The sequence below is a fragment of the Pseudomonas sp. R15(2017) genome, assembly GCF_002112685.1.
Lineage (GTDB): Bacteria > Pseudomonadota > Gammaproteobacteria > Pseudomonadales > Pseudomonadaceae > Aquipseudomonas > Aquipseudomonas glycinae.
In genome coordinates, this window is record NZ_NEII01000014.1 from 106,767 (window position 1) to 130,130 (window position 23,364).

Genomic DNA, 23,364 nt, shown 5'->3' on the forward strand with positions numbered 1-23,364 from the left:
TCTCGCGATAGCTTCAGTTGTTGATGCAAGTCCCATGCAATGCAAATTCGAGCCGCTACACTCTCTTGAAAGATCGCTGCGACACCAAACCGCACGACGCTTTTTTACTTATCGGCCCTGATCAGGCTAAATAGCCGCGCCTGATCGCCCACCCTACGGATCTGTCCCATGAACCGACACCGGCTCGCATTTGCCTGGATCGCCTGCTTTGCAGTGCTGTTCAACATGCTCGCCATGCCGTTGACGGGATCAATGGCGCAGGCGGCGCAGACGCCGGCCGAGCAGTTGCTGTGGAGCAGTTTCTGCACCGGCAGCGGGACGAAGATGGTGGCGATCGACATCGGCAGCCTCGATCAGAAAGCGCCGCAAAGCGGTGACCATCATTCGACCATGCAGCATTGCTGGTGCTGCTCCGGATCGGCGCCGGTGGTGGCGTTGCCGGGGCATTCGCCGCAGCTGTATTTCGCTCAATACGAAAGCAATCGCAGCGTGGCGCCCGCCGTGCTGCAGACTCCGACACCGCGCCAGCAATGGCCGAGCCTCAATCCCCGCGCCTCTCCTCTGGTTTGATTTGTTCCCGCATTTGACCTGCGTTTCAAATCGTTCTGGAGAACTGCCATGTTGAACAAACTCATCGTCATCGCTGCGCTGTTGCTGCCTGCGTGCTTCGCCCATGCCCACGAATACAAGGCCGGCGAGCTGGAGATCGCCCACCCGTGGTCGCAGGAACTGCCGCCGAACGCGCCGACCGTTGCCGCGTATTTCATCATTCACAACGGTGGCAAAACCGCTGACCGTCTGCTCAGCGTCGACTCGCCCATCGCCCCGACGGCCGAATTGCACGAGCACGTGATGCAGGGCGATCTGATGAAGATGCAACAGGTGTCGAACGTGGCCATCCCGGCCGGTGGAAACGTGACCTTCGCGCCGATGGCCTATCACGTGATGCTGATGAATCCGACCGACCGCAGTCTGTTGACCGATGGCAAGCGCTTCCCGCTGACCCTGCACTTTGAAAAGGCCGGTGACGTGACCGTCGAAGTCGCCGTGCAGAAGAAGCCGCCGGAAGCCACGCAAGCCCACGCGCACGCCCAGTAACCGTTCCGGCAGACTCCGCCCATGCGCCCCCTGAGCGCCAGGCCCTCCCTGCAACGCCGTCAGACTGAACACCTGACCCGCGGCAGCTGGATCGCCCTGTTCGCCATGTTGATGATCTTCATCGGCCCGCTGATTTCCCAGTCGATGCCGATGGATCAGCACGCCTCGACCTCCATACCGATGAGCATGGACATGTCGATGGACATGCCGGGCATGGATCATTCCGGGCACGGTGCACAGCCCTCGGCGCAACACTGTCCGCCGCAATCCTCGCACCACGTGCTGTGGGAAAAGTGCGGTTATTGCAGCCTGCTGTTCAATTGCCCGGCGCTGACCGGCGGCGGCAGCTTCGCCACCTTCAGCATTCCACTGGTCAACACCTTCACCCCACCCTCCCCGCGTCTGGGCCATGCCCGGCAGACCTTCTTCCCCGGCGCCCGTACCCGCGCGCCGCCCGTCGCAGCGTAAACACCCACCGCTGATTGCACACGGTTGAGAAGACAGCTTCAGGCTGCCGGCCGTGTCGTTTACGACTGTTTGATGGAAATTGTCATGTCCAGGTTTTCTGCTGTCCCACGCCCGGGCTCTGCCCCGGCGTCCTTTGCCCTGAACGAATCCCGCGTTCGTTTCAGGCACGCTACCGCCGTCCTTTGCGGCGTCCTGCTGTCCCCGCTGGTCCACGCCGATGAACACGCCGGCCACGGTGACGAACTGAGCCCGACGGTGATCACCGCCATCGCCCCGAGCTCGCCGCTGACCATCGTCACCAACCCGAAAGACCCGCGCCAACCAGTGCCGGCCAGCGACGGCGGCGACTACCTGAAGACCATTCCCGGCTTCGCCCTGGTGCGCAACGGCGGCACCAACGGTGATCCGGTATTGCGCGGCATGTTCGGTTCGCGCCTGAACATCCTCACCAACGGCAGCATGATGCTCGGCGCCTGCCCCGGCCGGATGGACGCGCCGACCTCGTACATCTCGCCCGAGACCTACGACAAACTCACGGTGATCAAAGGCCCGCAAACCGTGCTCTACGGACCGGGCGCCTCGGCCGGCACGATCCTGTTCGACCGCGAGCCGGAAAGCTTCGGCGAACTCGGCACCCGGGTGAACGCCAGCGTGCTGGCCGGCTCCCACGGGCGCTTCGACAAGGTCGTCGATGCGGCGGCCGGCGGACCGCTGGGCTACGTGCGGGTGATCGGCAACACCGCGCATTCCGACGACTACCGCGACGGCAACAACGACATCGTTGCCTCGCGCTATGACAAGTGGAACGGCGACGTGGCGCTGGGCTGGACCCCGGACGCCGACACCCTGATCGAACTCACCGCCGGCAAGGGCGACGGCGAAGCGCGCTACGCCGGACGCGGCATGGACGGCTCGCAATTCCTGCGCGAAAGCCTCGGCCTGCGCGTCGAGAAGTCCAACATCACCGATGTGCTGGAGAAGCTCGAAGCGCAGGTCTACTACAACTACGCCGACCACGTGATGGACAACTACACGCTGCGCACGCCATCCGGCACCGGAATGATGGCCGGGCCCATGGCGTCCAACGTCGACCGCCGCACCCTCGGCGCCCGGATCAAGGCCACCTGGCGCTGGGCCGAAATCCAGCTGATCACCGGCCTCGATGCGCAGACCAACGAACACCGGCAGCGCAGCGGCATGGGCATCGATACCTACAAGGATCAGCCGTTCACCAAGGATGCCGACTTCCACAACTACGGGGTGTTCAGCGAAATGACCTGGTACGCCGCCGACCGCGACCGGCTGATTACCGGCGCCCGGGTCGACCGCGCCTCGGCCAGGGATTTCCGGCAGACCACCGGCTCGGGAATGATGTCCCGGCCCAATCCAACTGCCGGCGATACCCGTGCCGACACCCTGCCGAGCGGCTTCATCCGTTACGAGCATGACCTGGCCGACAGCCCGACCACGCTCTACGCCGGCCTCGGCCACGCGCAACGTTTTCCGGATTACTGGGAGCTGTTTTCGCCCAAATCCGGCCCCGCGGGTTCGGTCAACGCGTTCGATTCGATCAAACCGGAAAAGACCACCCAGCTCGACTTCGGCGTGAACTACAAGGACGCCGACCTCGAAGCCTGGGCCTCGGGCTACATCGGCGTGGTGCGCGACTACATCCTGTTCGATTACACCCCGACGATGATGGGCATGAGCACCTCCCGCGCCGAGAACATCGACGCGCGGATCATGGGCGGTGAACTCGGTGCCGCCTACAAACTCACCGACAACTGGAAAGCCGATGCGACCCTGGCCTACGCCTGGGGCAAGAACAGCAGCGACGGTAAGGCACTGCCGCAGATGCCGCCGCTGGATGCCCGCTTCGGCCTGACCTACAGCGAAGACAACTGGAGCGCCGGCGCACTGTGGAGGGTGGTCGCCGCGCAAAACCGTATCGACCAGAACAAGGGCAACGTGGTCGGCAAGGATTACGACAAGAGTTCAGGCTTCGGCGTGTTCTCGCTCAACGGTGCCTACCGGATCAACAAAAACTGGAAGGTCAGTACCGGCGTCGACAACCTGTTCGGCAAGGCTTACGCCGAACACCTGAACCTGGCGGGCAACGCCGGGTTCGGCTACCCGGCGAACGACCCGCAAGCGATCAATGAACCGGGGCGCACGCTCTGGACCAAGGTGGACATGAGTTTCTAACCCTGAAGGGCGCTCGCTCCCTTCAGGGAGCGGGCGACAACAGACAACTAGAAGATCCAAGCCAAGCGGAGCACACGTGATGAAACAGCCCAAACCGAATTTCTACAACCTGGCCTGGCGTTGGCATTTTTATGCCGGATTGTTCGTCGCCCCATTCATGGTAATGCTGGCCCTGACCGGCATCATTTACCTGTTCAAGCCGCAGCTCGATTCGCTGATGTACAGCAGCCTGCTGAACGTCCCCGCCGGGCATCACACGGTGCCGGCCGATGACTTGCTGCAAAAGGTCAAAAGCGCTTATCCACAGGGCCAGGTCACGCAGTACCTGCCGCCGGTGAATGCCGAGCGCAGCGCGCAGTTTGTCGTGGCCAATGCCGGCCATGAGCTGAACGTGTTCGTCGATCCGTACCACGGCGACATCCTTGGCGAGCAGGATGCCAGGCAGAACCTGCAAGCCATCGCCCGGGCGATTCACGGCGAACTGATGATCGGCACCGTCGGTGACCGACTGATCGAAATGGCCGCAGGCTGGGGAGTGGTGCTGGTGGTGTCCGGAGTTTTCCTGTGGTGGCCGCGAGGTCAGGCAGCGGGAATTCTGTGGCCTCGCCTGAGCAGTCGCGGCCGCGTGCTGTGGCGTGATTTGCATGCCGTGACCGGATTCTGGGGCGCGGCACTGCTGCTGGTGATGCTGCTCAGCGGCATGACCTGGACCGGCTTCTGGGGCAAGCAGTACGCCCAGGTGTGGAACGTGTTCCCGGCGGCGATGTGGAACAACGTGCCGACCTCCGACGTCGAGGCTGGCAGCCTGAACAACGCCACGCGTCAGACTGTGCCGTGGGCGATGGAAAACACGCCGATGCCGATGTCCGGTGACCACGCCGAACACATGGCCCACGGCGGCATGCAACACGGTCCCGCTGCACCGACCATCCGCCTGCAGGATGTGCAGAACATCGCCATCGAGCGCAAGGTCGAGCCGGGCTACAGCATCACAATGCCGACCACCGCCACCGGCGTGTTCACCATCGCCGTGTTCGCCGACGACCCACGCAACGACGCGACACTGCACATCGATCAGTACACCGGCAAGGTTCTCGCCGATGTGCGCTTCGAGCAGTACGGCGCTGTTGCCCGCGCTACCGAGATCGGCGTGATGCTCCACGAAGGCAAGATGTTCGGCACTTTCAATCAGATCGTCGTGTTGCTGATCTGCCTGATGATCCTCCTCAGCGCTGTCAGCGGCGTGGTGATCTGGTGGAAGCGCCGCCCGCAAGGAAAATTCGGCGTGCCGCCGCTGCGCCACGATCTGCCGAAGTGGAAAACCGGGGTGGCGATCATGCTCGTGCTGGCGGTGGTGTTTCCGCTGGTGGGGGCTTCGCTGGTAGTGGTGTGGTTGCTGGATCGGCTGCTGGTGTCGCGTCTGGGCCGGCAAACTGAATCTGCCTCAACTTCATCGTGAATCTCGCGAGATGCGCGATCCAGACAGATCTTTAAACTGCCGGGGCTTAAACTCCGGCAATTTTTAGTGTTACTGTATAACGCAAATTTGCTGCTCTGCCCGCAGCCATGCACTGTCATGAGGCTGTGGGCTTTTCTTTTGAAGAAGTGATTCACCGTCCCGATGAACAAGTACCTCTTGTCCAGCCTCTGTCTGTTCGCCTTGAACAACAGCGCCCACGCCGACAACGCCCCGCTGACGCTGCCCACCGGCACCATCACCGCCCTGGCCAATGACGACCAGACCGTCAGCCTGAGCACGCCAACCAGCGCCGGCTCGCGTCTGAACCTCAGCGCCATGGAAACCCCGGCCAGTGTCGAAAGCCTGAGCGGCGAACAAGTCCGCGCCCGTGGCGACCGCAGCGTGCAGGACGCGGTGTCGCGCAGCACCGGCATCAGCCACACCGGCACGCCGGGCGATGGCGGCACCTCGTTGCAGGCCCGGGGTTTTACCGGGCAGAGTTCGGTGATGCAGCTGTATGACGGCAACCGCATGTACACCGGCATGGGCACCGTGACGTTTCCGGTCGACACCTGGTCGGTGGAGCGCGTCGACGTGCTGCGCGGCCCGGCCTCGGTGCTGTATGGCGAAGGCGCGACCGGCGCGGTGGTCAATGTGATCCCGAAAAAGCCGTTCGAAGGCGAAATCGAAAACCATGTGCGGGTCGGTTATGGCTCGTTTGATAGTCAGCAGCAGGCGTTCGACAGCGGCGGTTCGCTGACCGACACCCTGAGCTATCGCCTCAACCTCAACCGCCTGCGCAGCAACGGCTGGGTCGATCGCGGTGATTCGTCCAGCGACTTCATCAGTGCCGCCCTGCGCTGGCAGGCCACCGATGATCTGACTTTCACCCTCGCTCACGATTACGGCGATCAGCGCCCGCAGAACTACTTCGGCACGCCGTTGATCAACGGCCAGTTGAAGGACAGCCTGCGCAACAAGAACTACAACGTGCGCGACGACCAGCAGCACTACAACGATCAATGGACGCGCCTGACCACTGACTGGCAGATCAACGATGCGGTCAGCGCCAGCAATGAGCTGTACTACCTGAAAGCCCAGCGCCGCTGGCAGAACGCCGAGAACTACAACTTCGATATCGCTAGCCAACAGCTCAGCCGCAGCGGCTATTTTGGCATCGGCCATAAGCAGGAACAGGTCGGCGACCGCCAGACCTTCACCTTCAAGCATTCGCTGTTCGGCCTCGACAGCCAGACCGTGACCGGTGTCGACTACAACCGTATTCGCTTTCAGCTCGACAGCAACTCGCCATTCAACGACGTATTGCCGAACGGCCAGCCGCTGGATCGGTATCACCCGCAGACCGGTTATTTCGAGAGCGCCGATCCGTATCGCGATCAGTTCGACAGCACCACCAGACAGATGTCGGTGTTCGCCGAAAACCGCACGCAACTGAGCGAACGCTGGTCGCTGGTGACCGGTGTGCGCCGCGACTACGTGCACGTGGATCGCAACAACCTGGTCGATGGCAGCCAGAGCGACAAGACCTTGACCGGCAACAACTGGAAGGCCGGCCTGGTGTTCGCGCTGACCCAGGACACCTCGTTCTACGGCCAGGTCGCCACCAGCACCGATGGCATCGGCGGTTTGATTTCCCTGAGCCCGAGTCAGCAGCAATATGACCTGTCCACCGCGCGGCAAACCGAGATCGGCCTGAAGCAGCTGTTCTGGGATCAGCGCGGCGAGTTCACGCTGGCGGCGTATCGCATCGTCAAGAAGAAGCTGCTGACCGACGACCCGGGCAACCCGACGCTCAAGCAGCAGGTCGGCCAGCAATCGTCGAACGGCCTGGAAGCGAGCCTCGATCTGCAATTGCCACACGCCTGGCAACTGCAGGCCAACGCCGCCATCGTCAAAGCCAAGTACGACGATTTCGAAGAAGTGGTCGGCGGTGTGCCGGTGTCGCGCAACGGCAATCGCCCGGTGGACGTGCCACGGCGCACCGCCAATCTGTGGTTGAGCAAGGCGCTGACCGATGACCTGAAAGCCGGCGCCGGTGTGCGTTATGTCGATGCGCGCTACGCCGACATGGCCAACCGCAACGAGCTGCCGAGCTACACCGTGGTCGATGCGACGCTGTCGTGGAAAGCCCTGCGCAACACCACGCTGGGCTTGCAGGTGAACAATCTGTTTGACCGGACGTACGCGCAAAGCCAATACAATGAGGGGCAGCAGTGGATTCTGGGTGAGCCTCGTTCGTTCTTTGTCACCGCTGACTACACCTTCTAGAACAGGAACGAAATGAGCTCACTGTCCCTCACCGATCTCGCCTGGACACCTCTGGGCCACGGCCATTGCCATCACCAGTTCCAGCTGCGTGACGCCTCGTTGCAAGTGGCCGCCGGGGAGTTCGTCGGGCTGATCGGTCCCAATGGCAGCGGCAAGACCAGCCTGTTGCGCTGCGCCTATCGCTTCAGCCAGCCGGAACACGGTGAGGTCAGGCTCGATCACCACAACGTGTGGAAACAATCCTCGCGCTGGTGCGCGCAACGCATCGCTGTGGTGCTGCAGGAGTTCCCCGACGCCTTCGGCCTGACCGTCGAAGAAGTGGTCGCCATGGGCCGCACGCCGCACAAAGGCCTGTTCGACGGCGACACGCTGGACGATCACCATCTCGCCACCCAGGCCCTCAAATCCGTGGGCCTCGATGGCTTCGAAGATCACGCGTTCGCCACGCTGTCCGGCGGTGAAAAACAGCGGGTGATCCTCGCCCGGGCCCTGACCCAACAACCGCAACTGCTGATCCTCGACGAGCCGACCAACCATCTGGACCCGCGTTATCAGCTGGAGCTGTTGCAACTGGTCAAGCGCTTGCAGATCGGCACGTTGGCGAGCATCCACGACCTGAACCTGGCTGCCGCCTTCTGCGACCGGTTGTATGTGATCAACCACGGCCGGATCGTCGCCAGCGGCACGCCGCAAAAAGTCCTGACCGTCGAACTGCTGCGCGACGTGTTCGGCGTCGAAGCATTGATCGATTCCCACCCCCTCCACGGCTACCCGCGAATCACCTGGATAACCCGACCATGACTGTGCGCTCCCTGCTTTGCCTCGCCCTGTTGCTGGGCACCACCCAAGCCTTTGCCGAGGCCACGAAGTACCCGCTGACGATCCAGAGCTGCAATCGCGAAGTGACCTTCAAGCAAGCGCCGAAACACGCGGTCAGCCACGACATCAACATGACCCAGATGATGCTCGCCCTCGGCCTCAAATCGAAGATGGCCGGCTATAGCGGCGTCAGTGGCTGGAAATCGGTGACGCCTGAAATGCAGTCGCTGCTCGACGGTTTGCCGGAGCTGGCAGCCAAGTACCCGTCAGTGGAAACCCTGCTCAACGCCAACGTCGACTTCTTCTTCGCCGGCTGGGATTACGGCATGCGCGTCGGCGGCGATCTCACCCCGCAGACCCTGCAACCGCTGGGGATCAACGTCTATGAGCTGACCGAGTCCTGCGCCTTCGTGATGAAGCGCCCGGCCGCCACGCTGGACGACACTTACAACGACCTGCGCAACCTCGGAAAGATTTTCGACGTGCAGGACCGTGCCAACGCATTGATCGCAGACATGCAAAGTCAGGTCGCGGAAATTCGCAAAGACCTGCCTGCCGAAAAACCACGGGTATTCCTGTACGACAGCGGCGAAGACCGCGCCATGACCTCCGGCCGCCTCGGCATGCCGCAAGCGCTGATCGACGCCGCCGGCGGGCGCAACGTTCTCGATGACGTTGAAGCGAGCTGGACCCGGGTCAATTGGGAAACCGTGGTCGAGCGCAATCCGCAGGTGATCGTGATCGTCGACTACAGCGAAATCACCGCCGAGCAGAAGATTGAATTCCTGCTGAAGAACAAGGCGCTGCAATCGGTGGACGCGATCAAGAACCAGCGCTTTATTGTCATCCCCTACGTGCAGGCCACGCCGGGGATCGACAATGTGCTCGCCGTGGAAACCCTGGCCAAAGGGTTCCACGGCGAATGATCGATCGTCGCTATGCGCTGCTGCTGATCGCCCTCGGTGCGGTGCTGCTGGTGTCGTGCGTGGTGTCGCTGGGCTTCGGTCCGGCGCGGGTGCCGGTGGACGTGGTGTGGCGGATTCTGCTGCACAAACTGTTCGGCCTCGGCGTGCCGGACTGGAGCGCAGGCCAGGAACACATCGTCTGGCTGATCCGCGTGCCGCGCATGTTGCTCGGTGCATTGGTCGGCGCCGGGCTGGCGTTGATCGGCGCGGTGCTGCAAGCGGTCACGCGCAATCCGCTGGCCGATCCGCACCTGCTTGGCGTCACCTCCGGTGCCACCCTCGGCGCAGTGATCGTGGTGCTGCACGTCGGTGAAATCGTCGGTCTGCTGACCTTGCCGATTGCAGCATTCATCGGCGCATTGTTGAGCATGGTTCTGGTGCTGGGCATCGCCAACCGTCAGGGCCGGCTGGACAGTGATCGTCTGCTGCTGTGTGGCGTGGCGGTGTCGTTCGTAATGATGGCGATCGCCAATCTGCTGCTGTTCATGGGCGATCACCGGGCCAGTTCGGCGGTGATGTTCTGGATGCTCGGTGGCCTCGGACTGGCCCGCTGGGAATTGTTGGCGGTGCCGGCGTTGAGCGTCCTGCTCGGATTGATTCTGCTGATCGGCATGGCCCGTCCGCTGAACGCCTTGATGGCCGGCGAACAGACCGCCGTCACCCTTGGCCTGAATGCCCGGGCGGTGCGTCTGCGGGTGTTCGTGATTGCTTCGTTGATGACCGGAGTGCTGGTGTCGATCAGCGGCTCCATCGGCTTTGTCGGGCTGATGGTGCCGCACATTGCCCGGCGCCTGATCGGTGCCGAGCATCGGCGTCTGCTGCCGGTGTGCGTGTTGCTCGGCAGCGTTTTCCTCGTCTGGGTGGATGTCGCCGCACGCACGCTGATCGCCCCCGAAGACCTGCCCATCGGCGTCGCCACCGCAGCCCTCGGCGGCCTGTTCTTCATCGGCCTGATGCGCCGCCGCTGAATCCTCCGGGTGCGCCCCAATCTGGCGCACCCCGCTGCACCTTTGCATGCAACACGTCCCCTCATGGTGCGCCGACTCTAAGCGCGACCGCTCTAAACCGACATTTCCCTGCTCAAACCCGACCGGGCACAGCCCTTGCAAAACAGCCTTCAGTCGTTCGCATCTGCCAACCATAAAAAACTTTAACGTTCATGGAGATCGCACAATGAAGCGTCGCAGTTTGATCAAGGCTTTCACACTCACGGCATCCATTGCCGCGATGGGCATGACCTGGACCGTACAGGCCGCCGAGACCATCAAGGTCGGGATTCTGCATTCGTTGTCCGGCACCATGGCGATCTCCGAAACGTCGCTCAAGGACATGGCGTTGATGACCATCGACGAGATCAACGCCAAGGGCGGGGTGAACGGCAAGATGCTTGAGCCGGTGGTGGTCGACCCGGCGTCGAACTGGCCGCTGTTCGCGGAAAAGGGCCGCCAGTTGCTGACTCAGGACAAGGTCGCGGTGGTGTTCGGCTGCTGGACCTCGGTGTCGCGCAAATCGGTGCTGCCGGTGTTCGAAGAACTCAACGGCCTGCTGTTCTACCCGGTGCAGTACGAAGGCGAAGAGATGTCGCCGAACGTGTTCTACACCGGCGCCGCGCCGAACCAGCAAGCGATCCCGGCAGTTGAATACCTGATGAGCGAAGAAGGCGGCAGCGCCAAGCGCTACTTCCTGCTCGGCACCGACTACGTCTACCCGCGCACCACCAACAAGATTCTGCGTTCGTTCCTGCATTCCAAAGGCGTCGCGGACAAAGACATCGAAGAGGTCTACACCCCGTTCGGTCATAGCGACTATCAAACCATCGTCGCCAACATCAAAAAATTCTCGGCCGGCGGCAAGACCGCGGTGATCTCCACCGTCAACGGCGACTCCAACGTGCCGTTCTACAAAGAGCTGGCCAACCAGGGCCTGAAGGCGACCGACGTACCGGTGGTGGCGTTCTCGGTGGGCGAAGAGGAACTGCGCGGCATCGACACCAAGCCGCTGGTGGGCAACCTCGCGGCGTGGAACTACTTCGAGTCGGTGGATAACCCGGCGAACAAGAAATTCGTCGCCGACTGGAAAGCCTACGCGAAGAAACACAACCTGCCGGGCGCCGACAAAGCGGTGACCAACGATCCGATGGAAGCCACTTACGTCGGCATCCACATGTGGGCGCAGGCGGCGGAGAAAGCCAAATCCACCGACGTCGACAAGGTCCGCGAAGCCCTCGGCGGCCAGACCTTCGCCGCGCCGTCCGGCTACACCCTGACCATGGACAAGACCAATCACCACCTGCACAAACCGGTGATGATCGGCGAGATCCAGAGCGACGGTCAGTTCAACGTGGTGTGGCAGACCGAGGGGCCGATCCGTGCGCAGCCGTGGAGCCCGTTCATTCCGGGTAACGACAAGAAGCCGGAGTATGCGGTGAAGAGCAACTGAGTTAACCCGCTCAACCTGATCGTTCCCACGTCGAGGCGTCGAACCGTCTGCGTGGGAATGCCTCAATGGACGCTCTGCGTCCGCTTTTGGGACGCGGAGCGTCCCGGGCTGCATTCCCACGCAGAGCGTGGGAACGATCACTACGCAAGGCCATTTCATATGCCCACTGCCCTTTACCGCTTGATCCTGGCCGTCACACTTTTGCTGCCGATGGCCGTCCATGCCGGAGATGCGGAAGACTTCGTCGCCGCCAACCCGATGCAACAGGCCAAACTGCTGGAAGCCTGGGCCGCGCAGCCCGATCCGGCGCGTGTTGAACTGATCAACGCCCTGCAACAAGGCGAGCTGACCGTCGACGGCCAAGCCAAAACCCTGCGCCTGAACAACCGCCTGCGGGGTCTGATCGACACCGCACTGGCCAGCCACCAATTGCTCGCCGCCGACGCCAAAACCCGTCTGACCGCCGCGCAGCAATTGCAGAAAAGCGCCAAACCCGCGCAGCTGAAATTCCTCGACCAGCAACTGGCTGGCGAACAAGACGAAAGCGTCCACGCCGCCCTGAGCCTGGCACTGGCCAACCTGCAACTGGTCGACACCGACCCGGCGGTGCGCCTCGCGGCCGTGCGTCTGCTCGGTGAAACCGGCGACCCGCTGGCCCGCACCCGCCTCGAAGGCCTGCTCGAACCCGGCGTGGAAACCGACGCCAACGTGCGCACCGCCGCCGAAACCAGCCTCGCCCAGGTCAAGCGCAAACTGCTGGTCGGCGAACTGCTCGGCCAGGCCTTCAGTGGCATGTCCCTCGGTTCGATTCTGCTGCTCGCGGCACTCGGCCTGGCGATCACCTTCGGCCTGCTCGGCGTGATCAACATGGCCCACGGCGAGATGCTGATGCTCGGCGCCTACTCGACCTACGTCGTGCAGTTGATGTTCCAGCGCTACGCCCCGCAGGCCATCGAGTTCTATCCGCTGATCGCGCTGCCGGTGGCGTTCTTCGTCACCGCCGCCATCGGCATGGCCCTGGAGCGCACGGTGATTCGTCACCTCTACGGCCGCCCACTGGAAACCCTGCTCGCCACCTGGGGCATCAGCCTGATGCTGATTCAGCTGGTGCGTCTGGTGTTCGGTGCGCAGAACGTGGAAGTGGCAAATCCGGCATGGCTGTCCGGCGGGATTCAGGTGTTGCCGAATCTGGTGCTGCCGTACAACCGCATCGTGATCATCGCCTTCGCCTTGTTCGTAGTGGTGCTGACCTGGCTGCTGCTGAACAAGACCCGCCTCGGTCTGAACGTGCGTGCCGTCACCCAGAACCGCAACATGGCCGCCTGCTGCGGCGTGCCCACCGGGCGCGTCGACATGCTCGCCTTCGGCCTCGGCTCGGGCATCGCCGGGCTCGGTGGCGTGGCCCTGAGTCAGATCGGCAATGTCGGCCCGGACCTCGGCCAGAGCTACATCATCGACTCGTTCCTGGTGGTGGTGCTCGGCGGCGTCGGCCAACTGGCCGGCAGCGTGTTCGCCGCGTTCGGCCTGGGCATCGCCAACAAGATTCTCGAACCGCAGATCGGTGCGGTGCTCGGCAAGATCCTGATCCTCGCGCTGATCATTCTGTTCATCCAGAAACGTCCGCAAGGCCTCTTCGCACTGAAAGGACGGGTGATCGACTGATGAACCAGCCTCTACTAGTCACGGCCACGCAAAAGGCCGGCCCCAAAGTCACCCTCGCTGTCGGCGCGGTGATCCTCGCCTTGCTGATCGCCCTGCCGCTGCTGTCGCTGTTGCCGGCAGACAGCGCGCTGCATGTCTCGGCCTACACCCTGACGCTGGTCGGCAAGATTCTCTGCTACGCCATCGTCGCCCTGGCGCTGGATCTGGTCTGGGGTTACGCAGGTCTTTTGTCGCTGGGTCACGGCCTGTTCTTCGCCCTCGGCGGTTATGCGATGGGCATGTACCTGATGCGTCAGGCCGCCGGTGATGGTCTGCCGGCGTTCATGACCTTCCTGTCGTGGACCGAGTTGCCGTGGTACTGGAGCGGCACCGGCAGCTTCCTCTGGGCGATGTGCCTGGTGGTGTTGGCGCCGGGGTTGCTGGCACTGGTGTTCGGTTTCTTCGCCTTCCGTTCGCGGATCAAGGGCGTGTATTTCTCGATCATGACCCAGGCCCTGACCTTCGCCGGGATGCTGCTGTTTTTCCGCAACGAGACCGGGTTCGGCGGCAACAACGGCTTCACCAATTTCCGCACGATCCTCGGTTTCGGCATCACCGAACCCGGCACGCGCGCGGTGCTGTTTCTGGCGACGGTGTTGCTGCTGGTGGCGAGCCTGTTCATCGGCTGGCGCCTGGCCCGCAGCAAGTTCGGCCGGGTGCTGACCGCGTTGCGCGATGCGGAAAACCGCCTGATGTTCTGCGGCTACGACCCGCGCGGTTTCAAGCTGTTCGTCTGGGTCTTGAGCGCAGTGTTGTGTGGTCTGGCCGGTGCGTTGTACGTGCCGCAGGTGGGGATCATCAACCCGAGCGAAATGTCGCCGACCAACTCGATCGAAGCTGCCGTGTGGGTAGCCCTTGGCGGGCGCGGCACGCTGATCGGCCCACTGCTCGGCGCCGGGGTGGTCAACGGCATGAAGAGCTGGTTCACCGTGGCGTTCCCCGAATACTGGCTGTTCTTCCTCGGCGCGCTGTTCATCGTCGTGACGTTGTACCTGCCCAAAGGCGTGATCGGTCTGCTGAAGAAACGAGGTGAATCATGAGAGTCACGGCGAGCGCTGAATTCATGCTGGAACCGGCGTTTTTCCCGGTGGAGCCGAACAAGGACGAAGGCACCAGCCGCGACTCGATCGGCCTCGGGCAACGCGTCGGTCCGGGCCTCGACACCCGCCACGGCACGATCCTGACCCTGGAAGACATCAGCGTCAGCTTCGACGGCTTCCGGGCGCTGAACAATCTGAACCTGTACATCGGCGTCGGCGAACTGCGCTGCATCATCGGCCCCAACGGCGCGGGCAAGACCACGCTGATGGACGTGATCACCGGCAAGACCCGGCCGAGCCACGGCAAGGCGTGGTTCGGTGAAACCCTCGACCTGACGCAGATGAGCGAAGTGCAGATCGCCCAGGCCGGCATCGGTCGCAAGTTCCAGAAACCGACGGTGTTCGAAGCGCTGAGCGTGTTCGAGAACCTGGAGCTGGCGCAGAAAACCGACAAGTCGGTGTGGGCCAGCCTGCGGGCGAAGTTGAGCGGCGAGCAGAAAGACCGGATCAGCGAAGTGCTCGACACCATTCGCCTGACCACCTCGGTCAATCGTCCGGCGGGGCTGCTGTCCCACGGGCAGAAACAGTTTCTGGAAATCGGCATGTTGCTGATGCAGGACCCGCAATTGTTGCTGCTCGATGAACCGGTGGCGGGCATGACCGACGCCGAAACCGAGTTCACCGCCGAGCTGTTCAAGTCGCTGGCGGGCAGGCACTCGCTGATGGTGGTGGAACACGACATGGGCTTCGTCGGCTCGATTGCCGACCACGTCACCGTGTTGCATCAGGGTAGCGTGCTGGCCGAGGGGTCGCTGGAACAGGTGCAGGACAACGAGCGCGTGATCGAGGTTTACCTCGGCCGCTGAAGAGGAATCCGATCGTTCCCACGCTCCGCGTGGGAATGCCGCCATGGACGCTCCGCGTCCGCCGTTATGTGACGCGGAGCGTCACGGGATTCATTCCCACGCAGAGCGTGGGAACGATCACCGGGGAGAGTTTGAACATGCTGCAAGTCGACAAGCTGCACCAGTACTACGGCGGTAGCCACATCCTGCGTGGCCTGAGCTTCGACGTGAAGGTCGGCGAAGTGACCTGCCTGCTCGGGCGCAACGGCGTGGGCAAGACCACGCTGCTCAAATGCCTGATGGGCCTGTTGCCGGCCAAGGAAGGCGCGGTGAACTGGGAAGGCCAACCGATCACCACGTTCAAGCCGCATCAGCGGGTGCACGCCGGGATCGCCTACGTGCCCCAGGGCCGGGAGATCTTCGGCCGACTGACCGTGGAAGAGAACCTGCTGATGGGCCTTTCGCGTTTCCCCGGCAGCGAAGCCAAAGAGGTTCCCGCGTTCATCTACGAGCTGTTCCCGGTGCTGCTGCAAATGAAACAGCGGCGCGGCGGCGACCTGTCCGGCGGACAGCAACAACAGCTGGCCATCGGTCGTGCACTGGCCAGCCGTCCGCGTCTGCTGATCCTCGACGAACCCACCGAAGGCATCCAGCCGTCGGTGATCAAGGAAATCGGCGCAGTGATCAAGAAGCTCGCGGCCCGTGGCGACATGGCGATTCTGCTGGTGGAGCAGTTCTACGATTTCGCCGCCGAACTGGCCGATCAATACCTGGTGATGTCCCGGGGCGAGATCGTGCAGCAGGGCCGTGGAGAAAATATGGAAAGCGAGGGTGTGCGCGGACTGGTTACGATCTAACCTGTAGCGTCCTAACGATAATCAGAAAACATGAACTTACCTTTAGCGACTGCCCTGTTTACCCCGAGCTGGCATGCCGAGCTTGAGCTGGCCTATGCCCGCTTCGGCGATTGCACGCGCCCTACCCGTCGTCGCCACCTCGGTCCGCTGCGGGTGCAAAAGCATCTGTACGCCGAAGGGCCCGAGGTCTGCCAGCACATCATTGTCCACCCGCCGGGCGGGATTGCCGGCGGTGACCGGCTCGACATCAGCGCCCGCGTCGAACAAGACGCCTGGGCACAGATCACCAGCCCCGGCGCGGCCAAGTGGTATCGCGCGGCGGGGCCCGCTTATCAGTCACTGAACCTGCATGTCGCTGATGGCGCGACACTGGAATGGCTGCCTCAGGAAACCATCGTCTACAGCGCCGCCCAGGCGGAACTCTCGACCTCGATTGAGCTTGAAGGCGATGCGCGGCTGTTCTACTGGGACGTGGTAGCCCTCGGGCGGCCGGCCAGTGGCGAGCGTTTCGACCTCGGGCATTTTCAGGCACATCTGGATATTCGCCGTGATGGCCGGTTGTTGTGGCATGAGCGCCAGCGCATCGTTGGCGCTGACGGCTTGCTTGATTCGCCGATCGGGCTGGATGGCCATCCGGTGTTTGCGACCTTGCTGGTGACCGGTGAGATCGATGCTGAATTGCTGGAACGCTGCCGCTCGCTGGGCCACGAAGTGCGCGGGGATCTGACGCAATTGCCCGGTCTTTTGGTCGCCCGTTGCCTGGCCAGTGAAGCGTTGCTGGCGCGGGCCTGGCTGATCGATCTGTGGCGATTGCTCAGGCCTGCGCTGCTTGGCCGCGAAGCCCTGCCCCCCCGAATCTGGAACACCTGATTTTCTTCAACTGCCGACAATGGATTTCAAACGATGGACCTGACCCCACGCGAAAAAGACAAGCTGCTGATCTTCACCGCCGGCCTCGTGGCCGAGCGGCGACTGGCCCGTGGCGTGAAGCTCAACTACCCGGAAGCCATGGCCTACATCTCGGCGGCGCTGCTCGAAGGCGCCCGTGACGGCCAGACCGTTGCCGAACTGATGCACTACGGCACCACCCTGCTGACCCGCGATCAGGTGATGGAAGGCATCCCGGAAATGATCCCGGAGATCCAGGTCGAAGCGACGTTTCCCGACGGCACCAAACTGGTCACCGTCCACCAACCGATCGTCTGAGGCCGTGCCATGACCTACACCATCCGCGATGCCCTGCACGCTGACCTGCCGGCGATCCGCGACATCTACAACGACGCGGTGCTCAACACTACGGCAATCTGGAACGAATCCGCCGTCGACCTCGGCAACCGTCAGGCGTGGTTCAGCGCACGCCAGGCCCAGGGCTATCCGATCCTGGTGATCGTCAACGCCGACAACACCACCCTCGGCTACGCTTCGTTCGGCGACTGGCGGCCGTTCGACGGTTTCCGCCACACCGTCGAGCACTCGGTCTACGTGCGCAGCGACCAGCGCGGCAATGGCCTCGGCCCGCAACTGATGAACGCGTTGATCAAACGCGCGAAAACCTGCGGCAAGCACGTCATGGTCGCCGCCATCGAAAGCGGCAACGCCGCGTCGATTCGCCTGCACGAACGCGCCGGTTTCATCACCACCGGGCAGATGCCGCAAGTCGGCACCAAGTTCGGCCGCTGGCTCGACCTGACCTTCATGCAACTGACCCTCAATCCTGGCGCGGAGCCACCGCCCGCCAACAAGGAGTGATACCGATGAACCCCGCCCAACTGCGACGCGTCAATGCCGAAAGTTTTGCGCACTATCGTCAGGGCCTGATCGACCTGCTGCTCGACGCCGTGGGGTATGGCGCCAGCGTCGGCTTCATGGCCGACCTCGATGCCACCCAGGCCCGCGCCTATTTCGATGAAGTGCAGGACAACCTGAACAAGGGCAGCGTCTTGCTGTGGGTGGTGGTCAAGGACGAACAGGTGCAGGCCAGCGTTCAGTTGAGCCTGTGCCGGAAGGCCAACGGCCTGAACCGCGCCGAGGTGCAGAAACTGCTGGTGCGCGAACACGCCCGGCGGCGCGGCCTCGGCCAGCAGTTGATGCAAGCGCTGGAACAGACCGCACGTCAGTACAAGCGCGGCATGCTTTACCTCGACACCGAGGCCGGCTCCCCCGCCGAAGATTTCTACAAGGCTTTGGGTTACACCCGCGCCGGGGAAATTCCCGACTACGCCTGCGACCCGAACGGCACCTATCGCCCGACGGCCCTCTATTACAAAGTCCTGCAAGGAGCGAACTGAATGATTCCCGGCGAGTACAAAATCCAGCCCGGCGATATCGAACTCAACGTCGGTCGTCGCACCGTCACCCTGAAGGTGGCGAACAGCGGCGACCGGCCGATCCAGGTCGGCTCGCACTACCATTTTTTCGAGACCAACGACGCCCTGACCTTCGACCGCGCCGCCAGCCGTGGCATGCGCCTGAACATTCCGGCGGGCACGGCCGTGCGCTTCGAGCCGGGGCAAAGCCGCGAGGTGGAACTGGTGGATTACGCCGGGCACCGGCGGGTGTTCGGGTTTGCCGGGCGGGTCATGGGTGACCTCGACTGACTGATCGTTCCCACGTCGAGGCGTCGAACCGTCTGCGTGGGAATGCATCCCGTGACGCTCCGCGTCACATAACGGCGGACGCAGAGCGTCCATGGCGGCATTCCCACGCAGAGCGTGGGAACGATCAATACCAAGGCGAACGAATGAAGATTTCCAGACAAGCCTACGCCGACATGTTCGGCCCCACCGTCGGCGACAAGGTGCGCCTGGCCGACACCGAGCTGTGGATCGAAGTCGAACAGGACTTCACCACCTACGGTGAAGAAGTGAAATTCGGCGGCGGCAAAGTGATCCGCGACGGCCAGGGCCAGAGCCAGTTGCTGGCGGCCGAGGTGGTCGACACCGTCATCACCAACGCGCTGATCATCGACCACTGGGGCATAGTCAAGGCTGACGTCGGCCTCAAGGACGGGCGCATCGCCGCCATCGGCAAGGCCGGCAACCCCGACGTGCAGCCCGGCGTGACCATCGCCATCGGCGCCAGCAGCGAAGTGATTGCCGGCGAAGGCATGATCCTCACTGCCGGCGGCATCGACACCCACATCCACTTCATCTGCCCGCAGCAGATCGAAGAAGCGCTGATGAGCGGTGTCACCACCATGATCGGCGGCGGCACCGGGCCGGCCACCGGCACCAATGCAACGACCTGTACTTCGGGGCCGTGGCACCTGGCGCGGATGCTCCAGGCGGCGGATGCGTTCCCGATGAACATCGGCCTCACCGGCAAGGGCAACGCCAGCCTGCCGGAGCCGTTGATCGAACAGGTCAAGGCCGGCGCCATCGGCCTCAAGCTGCACGAAGACTGGGGCACCACCCCGGCGAGCATCGACAACTGCCTGAGCGTCGCCGACCAGTACGACGTGCAGGTGGCGATCCATACCGACACCCTCAACGAGTCCGGTTTCGTCGAAACCACCCTCGGCGCGTTCAAAGGCCGGACCATCCACACCTATCACACCGAAGGGGCCGGCGGCGGCCATGCACCGGACATCATCAAGGCCTGCGGTTTCGCCAACGTGCTGCCGAGCTCGACCAACCCGACCCGGCCGTTCACCCGCAACACCATCGACGAACACCTCGACATGCTGATGGTCTGCCACCACCTCGACCCGAGCATCGCCGAGGACGTGGCGTTCGCCGAGAGCCGCATCCGCCGCGAAACGATTGCCGCCGAAGACATCCTCCACGACCTCGGCGCGTTCTCGATGATCAGCTCCGACAGCCAGGCCATGGGCCGCGTCGGCGAAGTCATCACGCGCACCTGGCAGACCGCCGACAAGATGAAAAAGCAGCGCGGCCCGCTGCCTCAGGACGGTGAAGGCAACGACAACTTCCGCGCCAAACGCTACATCGCCAAGTACACCATCAACCCGGCGATCACCCATGGCATCAGCCATGAAGTGGGTTCGGTGGAAGTCGGCAAGTGGGCCGATCTGGTACTGTGGCGCCCGGCATTCTTCGGCGTGAAACCGACGCTGATCCTCAAGGGCGGCGCCATCGCCGCCAGCCTGATGGGCGACGCCAACGCCTCGATCCCGACCCCGCAACCGGTGCACTACCGCCCGATGTTCGCCAGTTACGGTGGTTCGCTGCACGCCACCAGCCTGACCTTCATCAGCCAGGCGGCGCAGGCAGCCGGACTGCCCGAAGCGCTGGGTCTGAAGAAGAAAATCGCCGTGGTCAAAGGTTGTCGCGACGTGCAGAAAACCGACCTGATCCACAACGACTATCTGCCGAACATCGACGTCGACCCGCAGACCTATCAGGTCAAGGCCGATGGCGTGCTGCTCTGGTGTGAACCGGCCGAAACCCTGCCGATGGCGCAGCGTTACTTCCTGTTCTGACAACCGACAAACGCAAAAAAGGCCCCGAGCACCTGCCTGACGCACGGTCTCGGGGCCTTTTTCGTGATGCTGGAAAACCACTGGGCAATGGGTCGTGTATTTCTCGCCAAAGGGACTAATATTCGATTCGCTGTCGCCTTTATTCAGGAACTGCCCATGCGTCTTTCCGAGTTCATCCTGGCCAATATCGACCCAATCGTCGATGAATGGGAAAAGTTTGCCGCTACCATTACCCCGGCCGCCGACCATCTGGACTCGGCCGGTCTGCGCGATCACGCCAGCGCCATCCTGCGGGCCGCCGCTCGCGACATGAGCAAACCGCAAAGCCGCGACGAACAGGTCGCCAAGGCCAAGGGCGAAGGCCCGGAGAAAAGCCCGAGCCTGGATGAAGCCGGAGCCAGCCATGGCGAGCTGCGCCACACCGTCGGTTTCGATCTGGTACAGATGACCTCGGAGTTTCGCCACCTGCGCGCCGTGGTGATCCGACGCTGGGTCGAGCATATCGAATTACCGGACACCACCTGCTTCCAGGACATGATCCGCTTCAACGAAGCCATCGACGAAGCCCTGGCCGAATCGACCGCCGCCTATGCCGAACAGGTCAACCGCTCACGAGACATTTTTCTCGCCATTCTCGGCCATGACCTGCGCGCGCCCCTGCAAGCGGTGAGCATGTCCACCGAGTTGCTGATGCGCAAAACCACGCTGGAAGGCGATGCGCTGACGTGTGCGTTGAACATCAAACAGGGCGCGCGGCACATGGCGGCCATGGTCAGCGACCTGCTGGAACTGGTACGCAGCCGCCTGGGCAGAAGCCTGCCGATCGAACCGGCGCCAATGGACCTGGCCGACGCAGCGCGAGCAGCCATAGCCGAAGCGTGCGCCGGCAATCCGGACAGTGACCCGACATTGAACACCGAGGGTGACACCCGTGGTGTCTGGGACGCTGGTCGGATCGATCAACTGCTGCAGAACCTGATCGGCAATGCCTTGCAGCATGGCTCTGATCCGCGCGAAGTGATCGTGACGTTGAAGGGGGAAGCCAGGCAGGTGCTTCTGACCGTGCACAATTACGGCCCGCCCATTTCCGAAGAGGCCATCGGCACCATTTTCGACCCCTTGGTACGCAGCGCCGACGAAGAACTCGGCCAGCCGTCGACCAGCCTGGGTCTGGGCCTGTTCATCGTCAAGGAAGTGGTGACCGCCCATGGCGGGACGATCGAAGTCAGCTCAAGCGCAGCCAACGGCACGCTGTTCAGCGTGATGCTGCCCCGACAGGTTTAAGCAGGAAAAACGCGGCGCTTTCATCGCTGGCAAGCCAGCTCCCACAGGGTTCTGCGAAGTTCACAGAAGTTTCGATCGGCGATGAACTTGTGGGAGCTGGCTTGCCAGCGATGGGGCCCTCAATCACATCCGAGAACTATTCGACCACCAGCCGCGCCAGGCGCTGCCTGAGCATCCGGTTCTCGGCCCGCAGCTCCTGCACTTCTTCCAGCAGGTCCAGCGCCAGGGCGACGCCTTCCCATTCCAGGTCCAGGTCGCGCCGCAGCTTGGCGGCGCGTTTGGCCAGGGCCAGTTCGTAGTCGGTGAAGCGCCATTCCCTGGGCTGCGTGCCCTGAGGTTCGAGGATGCCGTGCTCGACGATTTCGATCACGTAGACGTCCGGCAGGTCGGCCGCCTCACAGAATTCTGCCATGTCCAGTTGAACGATCAGGGGGTTGCTCATGATGGGCTACTCCGTCGTCAGTATCAGAAGTTCTCTCGCGGATTGAAGGCGGCCTTCTTCGCCAGTTCCTGCCACAGCGCCTTGACGTCATCGCCGTTGGCTTTCGGCATCACGGCCTTGAGCTGGACGAACAGATAACCGCGCTCGCCGGCCTTGTTCTGCAGCCCGTGGCCCTTGGCGCGCATGCGCTGGCCGTTCTGGCTGCCGGCCGGAACCTTGAGGTTGATCTTGCCGGTCAGGGTCGGCACGGCCACTTCGGCGCCCAGCGCCAGCTCCCACGGTGCCAGCGGCAAGGTGATGATCAGGTTTTCGCCTTCGACGTCGAATTTCGGGTGCGGCGCGAAACGGATGGTCAGGTACAGATCGCCATTGGCGCCGCCACCGATGCCCGGTGCACCCTGGCCCTTGAGGCGGATGCGCTCGCCGTCGGTCACGCCCGCCGGGATCTTCACGTTCAGGCTTTTGCTGGTGTTGCTGACGTGCTGGCCCGAACCGTTGTATTGCGGCACCTGGAAGCTGATCTTCTTCGATTCGTTCGAAAGCGTCTCTTCCAGAAAGATCGGCAGTTCCAGTTCCACGTCTTGCCCTCGCCGTCCGGCACTGCGGGATTGCCGGCCAGCGCCGCCACCGAAACCGGGGCCGCGATTGCCGAAGATCGAACTGAAGAAGTCCGAGAAGTCGCCGGTGTCGCCACCGCCGCCGCCAAAACCGCCACGGCTCTGCCAGCCAGGTGGGCCCTGAAACGGCTGGCCGTGCTGACCATAACGACGCAGTTCGTCGTATTCGGCGCGCTTGTCGGCGCTTTTCAGCGCTTCGTAGGCTTCCGAGGCGTCCTTGAACTTGGCCTCGGCGTCCTTTTCCTTGCTGACATCGGGGTGGTATTTGCGCGCCAGCTTGCGATAGGCAGCCTTGATTGCCTTGTCGTCAGCCGTCGGCTCCACGCCGAGTATCTTGTAATAGTCTTTGAAGTCCATCGAAGGAATCACCATCCGTTATCGATTTCGCGCCGATC

The 23,364-nt window shown here is 62.9% G+C and carries 23 protein-coding genes; 21 read left to right on the forward strand and 2 right to left on the reverse strand.

From position 1 onward, the window contains the following. Nucleotides 1-168: 168 nt before the first annotated feature. From CAF77_RS25195 to CAF77_RS25295, 21 genes are all read left to right on the forward strand, one after another. Complete coding sequence (locus CAF77_RS25195) at nt 169-570, forward strand: DUF2946 domain-containing protein (protein ID WP_085655580.1); 402 nt, start codon at nt 169-171, stop codon at nt 568-570. Nucleotides 571-618: 48 nt separating this feature from the next. Then, nucleotides 619-1,098: a copper chaperone PCu(A)C gene (locus CAF77_RS25200; protein ID WP_085655581.1), complete on the forward strand. Its 480-nt coding sequence runs from the start codon at nt 619-621 to the stop codon at nt 1,096-1,098. A 21-nt stretch (nt 1,099-1,119) separates the two neighbouring features. After that, on the forward strand, nt 1,120-1,566 hold the full coding sequence (locus tag CAF77_RS25205) for a DUF2946 domain-containing protein (RefSeq protein ID WP_085655582.1): 447 nt from the start codon (nt 1,120-1,122) through the stop codon (nt 1,564-1,566). Between the two features lie 84 nt (nt 1,567-1,650). Continuing rightward, nucleotides 1,651-3,771, forward strand: coding sequence for a TonB-dependent copper receptor (locus CAF77_RS25210; protein ID WP_085655583.1), 2,121 nt, complete (start codon nt 1,651-1,653; stop codon nt 3,769-3,771). Between the two features lie 79 nt (nt 3,772-3,850). Further along, nucleotides 3,851-5,230: a PepSY domain-containing protein gene (locus CAF77_RS25215; RefSeq protein WP_085655584.1), complete on the forward strand. Its 1,380-nt coding sequence runs from the start codon at nt 3,851-3,853 to the stop codon at nt 5,228-5,230. A gap of 162 nt (nt 5,231-5,392) precedes the next feature. Next, nucleotides 5,393-7,519: a TonB-dependent siderophore receptor gene (locus CAF77_RS25220; protein ID WP_085655585.1), complete on the forward strand. Its 2,127-nt coding sequence runs from the start codon at nt 5,393-5,395 to the stop codon at nt 7,517-7,519. Nucleotides 7,520-7,531: 12 nt separating this feature from the next. Then, complete coding sequence (locus CAF77_RS25225) at nt 7,532-8,320, forward strand: ABC transporter ATP-binding protein (RefSeq protein ID WP_085655586.1); 789 nt, start codon at nt 7,532-7,534, stop codon at nt 8,318-8,320. Beyond that, the gene (locus CAF77_RS25230; protein WP_085655587.1) at nt 8,317-9,264 is read left to right on the forward strand and encodes an ABC transporter substrate-binding protein; all 948 of its coding nucleotides are present in this window, start codon (nt 8,317-8,319) and stop codon (nt 9,262-9,264) included. The genes CAF77_RS25225 and CAF77_RS25230 overlap by 4 nt, the downstream gene beginning before the upstream one ends. Then, nucleotides 9,261-10,271: an iron ABC transporter permease gene (locus CAF77_RS25235; protein WP_085655588.1), complete on the forward strand. Its 1,011-nt coding sequence runs from the start codon at nt 9,261-9,263 to the stop codon at nt 10,269-10,271. The genes CAF77_RS25230 and CAF77_RS25235 overlap by 4 nt, the downstream gene beginning before the upstream one ends. A gap of 205 nt (nt 10,272-10,476) precedes the next feature. Continuing rightward, on the forward strand, nt 10,477-11,742 hold the full coding sequence (urtA, locus tag CAF77_RS25240) for an urea ABC transporter substrate-binding protein (protein ID WP_007950596.1): 1,266 nt from the start codon (nt 10,477-10,479) through the stop codon (nt 11,740-11,742). Nucleotides 11,743-11,901: 159 nt separating this feature from the next. Beyond that, entirely contained in the window at nt 11,902-13,404 is a 1,503-nt protein-coding gene (urtB, locus tag CAF77_RS25245) for an urea ABC transporter permease subunit UrtB (protein ID WP_064379160.1), read from the forward strand. Continuing rightward, the gene (urtC, locus tag CAF77_RS25250; RefSeq protein ID WP_064379157.1) at nt 13,404-14,483 is read left to right on the forward strand and encodes an urea ABC transporter permease subunit UrtC; all 1,080 of its coding nucleotides are present in this window, start codon (nt 13,404-13,406) and stop codon (nt 14,481-14,483) included. The genes urtB and urtC overlap by 1 nt, the downstream gene beginning before the upstream one ends. Beyond that, entirely contained in the window at nt 14,480-15,349 is an 870-nt protein-coding gene (urtD, locus tag CAF77_RS25255; RefSeq protein WP_064379155.1) for an urea ABC transporter ATP-binding protein UrtD, read from the forward strand. Before urtC ends, urtD begins: the two co-directional genes overlap by 4 nt. A 137-nt stretch (nt 15,350-15,486) precedes the next feature. Then, the gene (urtE, locus tag CAF77_RS25260) at nt 15,487-16,185 is read left to right on the forward strand and encodes an urea ABC transporter ATP-binding subunit UrtE (protein ID WP_064379153.1); all 699 of its coding nucleotides are present in this window, start codon (nt 15,487-15,489) and stop codon (nt 16,183-16,185) included. A gap of 30 nt (nt 16,186-16,215) precedes the next feature. Then, complete coding sequence (locus CAF77_RS25265; protein ID WP_064379152.1) at nt 16,216-17,055, forward strand: urease accessory protein UreD; 840 nt, start codon at nt 16,216-16,218, stop codon at nt 17,053-17,055. 33 nt (nt 17,056-17,088) lie between these two features. Further along, nucleotides 17,089-17,391 carry an urease subunit gamma gene (ureA, locus tag CAF77_RS25270; RefSeq protein WP_039766748.1) on the forward strand — a complete coding sequence of 101 codons (303 nt, stop codon included), beginning with the start codon at nt 17,089-17,091 and terminating at the stop codon, nt 17,389-17,391. Between the two features lie 9 nt (nt 17,392-17,400). Beyond that, on the forward strand, nt 17,401-17,934 hold the full coding sequence (locus tag CAF77_RS25275; RefSeq protein WP_085655589.1) for a GNAT family N-acetyltransferase: 534 nt from the start codon (nt 17,401-17,403) through the stop codon (nt 17,932-17,934). Between the two features lie 5 nt (nt 17,935-17,939). Then, on the forward strand, nt 17,940-18,473 hold the full coding sequence (locus CAF77_RS25280) for a GNAT family N-acetyltransferase (RefSeq protein WP_085655590.1): 534 nt from the start codon (nt 17,940-17,942) through the stop codon (nt 18,471-18,473). Further along, entirely contained in the window at nt 18,474-18,782 is a 309-nt protein-coding gene (locus CAF77_RS25285) for an urease subunit beta (protein WP_064379145.1), read from the forward strand. A gap of 143 nt (nt 18,783-18,925) precedes the next feature. Further along, nucleotides 18,926-20,626, forward strand: coding sequence for an urease subunit alpha (gene ureC / locus CAF77_RS25290; RefSeq protein ID WP_064379143.1), 1,701 nt, complete (start codon nt 18,926-18,928; stop codon nt 20,624-20,626). Between the two features lie 156 nt (nt 20,627-20,782). Further along, entirely contained in the window at nt 20,783-21,910 is a 1,128-nt protein-coding gene (locus CAF77_RS25295) for a sensor histidine kinase KdpD (RefSeq protein WP_064379141.1), read from the forward strand. Between the two features lie 136 nt (nt 21,911-22,046). On the opposite strand, the gene CAF77_RS25300 is transcribed toward CAF77_RS25295, so the two are convergent. Further along, nucleotides 22,047-22,352: a chaperone modulator CbpM gene (locus CAF77_RS25300; protein ID WP_064379140.1), complete on the reverse strand. Its 306-nt coding sequence runs from the start codon at nt 22,350-22,352 to the stop codon at nt 22,047-22,049. Nucleotides 22,353-22,375: 23 nt separating this feature from the next. Further along, nucleotides 22,376-23,326 carry a DnaJ C-terminal domain-containing protein gene (locus CAF77_RS25305; RefSeq protein ID WP_011332227.1) on the reverse strand — a complete coding sequence of 317 codons (951 nt, stop codon included), beginning with the start codon at nt 23,324-23,326 and terminating at the stop codon, nt 22,376-22,378. Nucleotides 23,327-23,364: the final 38 nt, after the last annotated feature.

Coding starts and splice junctions, on each gene's coding strand:
- CAF77_RS25195 (WP_085655580.1), top strand. CDS start 169: ATGAACCGACACCGGCTCGCATTTGCCTGGATCGCCTGCTTTGCAGTG.
- CAF77_RS25200 (WP_085655581.1), top strand. CDS start 619: ATGTTGAACAAACTCATCGTCATCGCTGCGCTGTTGCTGCCTGCGTGC.
- CAF77_RS25205 (WP_085655582.1), top strand. CDS start 1,120: ATGCGCCCCCTGAGCGCCAGGCCCTCCCTGCAACGCCGTCAGACTGAA.
- CAF77_RS25210 (WP_085655583.1), top strand. CDS start 1,651: ATGTCCAGGTTTTCTGCTGTCCCACGCCCGGGCTCTGCCCCGGCGTCC.
- CAF77_RS25215 (WP_085655584.1), top strand. CDS start 3,851: ATGAAACAGCCCAAACCGAATTTCTACAACCTGGCCTGGCGTTGGCAT.
- CAF77_RS25220 (WP_085655585.1), top strand. CDS start 5,393: ATGAACAAGTACCTCTTGTCCAGCCTCTGTCTGTTCGCCTTGAACAAC.
- CAF77_RS25225 (WP_085655586.1), top strand. CDS start 7,532: ATGAGCTCACTGTCCCTCACCGATCTCGCCTGGACACCTCTGGGCCAC.
- CAF77_RS25230 (WP_085655587.1), top strand. CDS start 8,317: ATGACTGTGCGCTCCCTGCTTTGCCTCGCCCTGTTGCTGGGCACCACC.
- CAF77_RS25235 (WP_085655588.1), top strand. CDS start 9,261: ATGATCGATCGTCGCTATGCGCTGCTGCTGATCGCCCTCGGTGCGGTG.
- urtA (WP_007950596.1), top strand. CDS start 10,477: ATGAAGCGTCGCAGTTTGATCAAGGCTTTCACACTCACGGCATCCATT.
- urtB (WP_064379160.1), top strand. CDS start 11,902: ATGCCCACTGCCCTTTACCGCTTGATCCTGGCCGTCACACTTTTGCTG.
- urtC (WP_064379157.1), top strand. CDS start 13,404: ATGAACCAGCCTCTACTAGTCACGGCCACGCAAAAGGCCGGCCCCAAA.
- urtD (WP_064379155.1), top strand. CDS start 14,480: ATGAGAGTCACGGCGAGCGCTGAATTCATGCTGGAACCGGCGTTTTTC.
- urtE (WP_064379153.1), top strand. CDS start 15,487: ATGCTGCAAGTCGACAAGCTGCACCAGTACTACGGCGGTAGCCACATC.
- CAF77_RS25265 (WP_064379152.1), top strand. CDS start 16,216: ATGAACTTACCTTTAGCGACTGCCCTGTTTACCCCGAGCTGGCATGCC.
- ureA (WP_039766748.1), top strand. CDS start 17,089: ATGGACCTGACCCCACGCGAAAAAGACAAGCTGCTGATCTTCACCGCC.
- CAF77_RS25275 (WP_085655589.1), top strand. CDS start 17,401: ATGACCTACACCATCCGCGATGCCCTGCACGCTGACCTGCCGGCGATC.
- CAF77_RS25280 (WP_085655590.1), top strand. CDS start 17,940: ATGAACCCCGCCCAACTGCGACGCGTCAATGCCGAAAGTTTTGCGCAC.
- CAF77_RS25285 (WP_064379145.1), top strand. CDS start 18,474: ATGATTCCCGGCGAGTACAAAATCCAGCCCGGCGATATCGAACTCAAC.
- ureC (WP_064379143.1), top strand. CDS start 18,926: ATGAAGATTTCCAGACAAGCCTACGCCGACATGTTCGGCCCCACCGTC.
- CAF77_RS25295 (WP_064379141.1), top strand. CDS start 20,783: ATGCGTCTTTCCGAGTTCATCCTGGCCAATATCGACCCAATCGTCGAT.
- CAF77_RS25300 (WP_064379140.1), bottom strand. CDS start 22,352: ATGAGCAACCCCCTGATCGTTCAACTGGACATGGCAGAATTCTGTGAG.
- CAF77_RS25305 (WP_011332227.1), bottom strand. CDS start 23,326: ATGGACTTCAAAGACTATTACAAGATACTCGGCGTGGAGCCGACGGCT.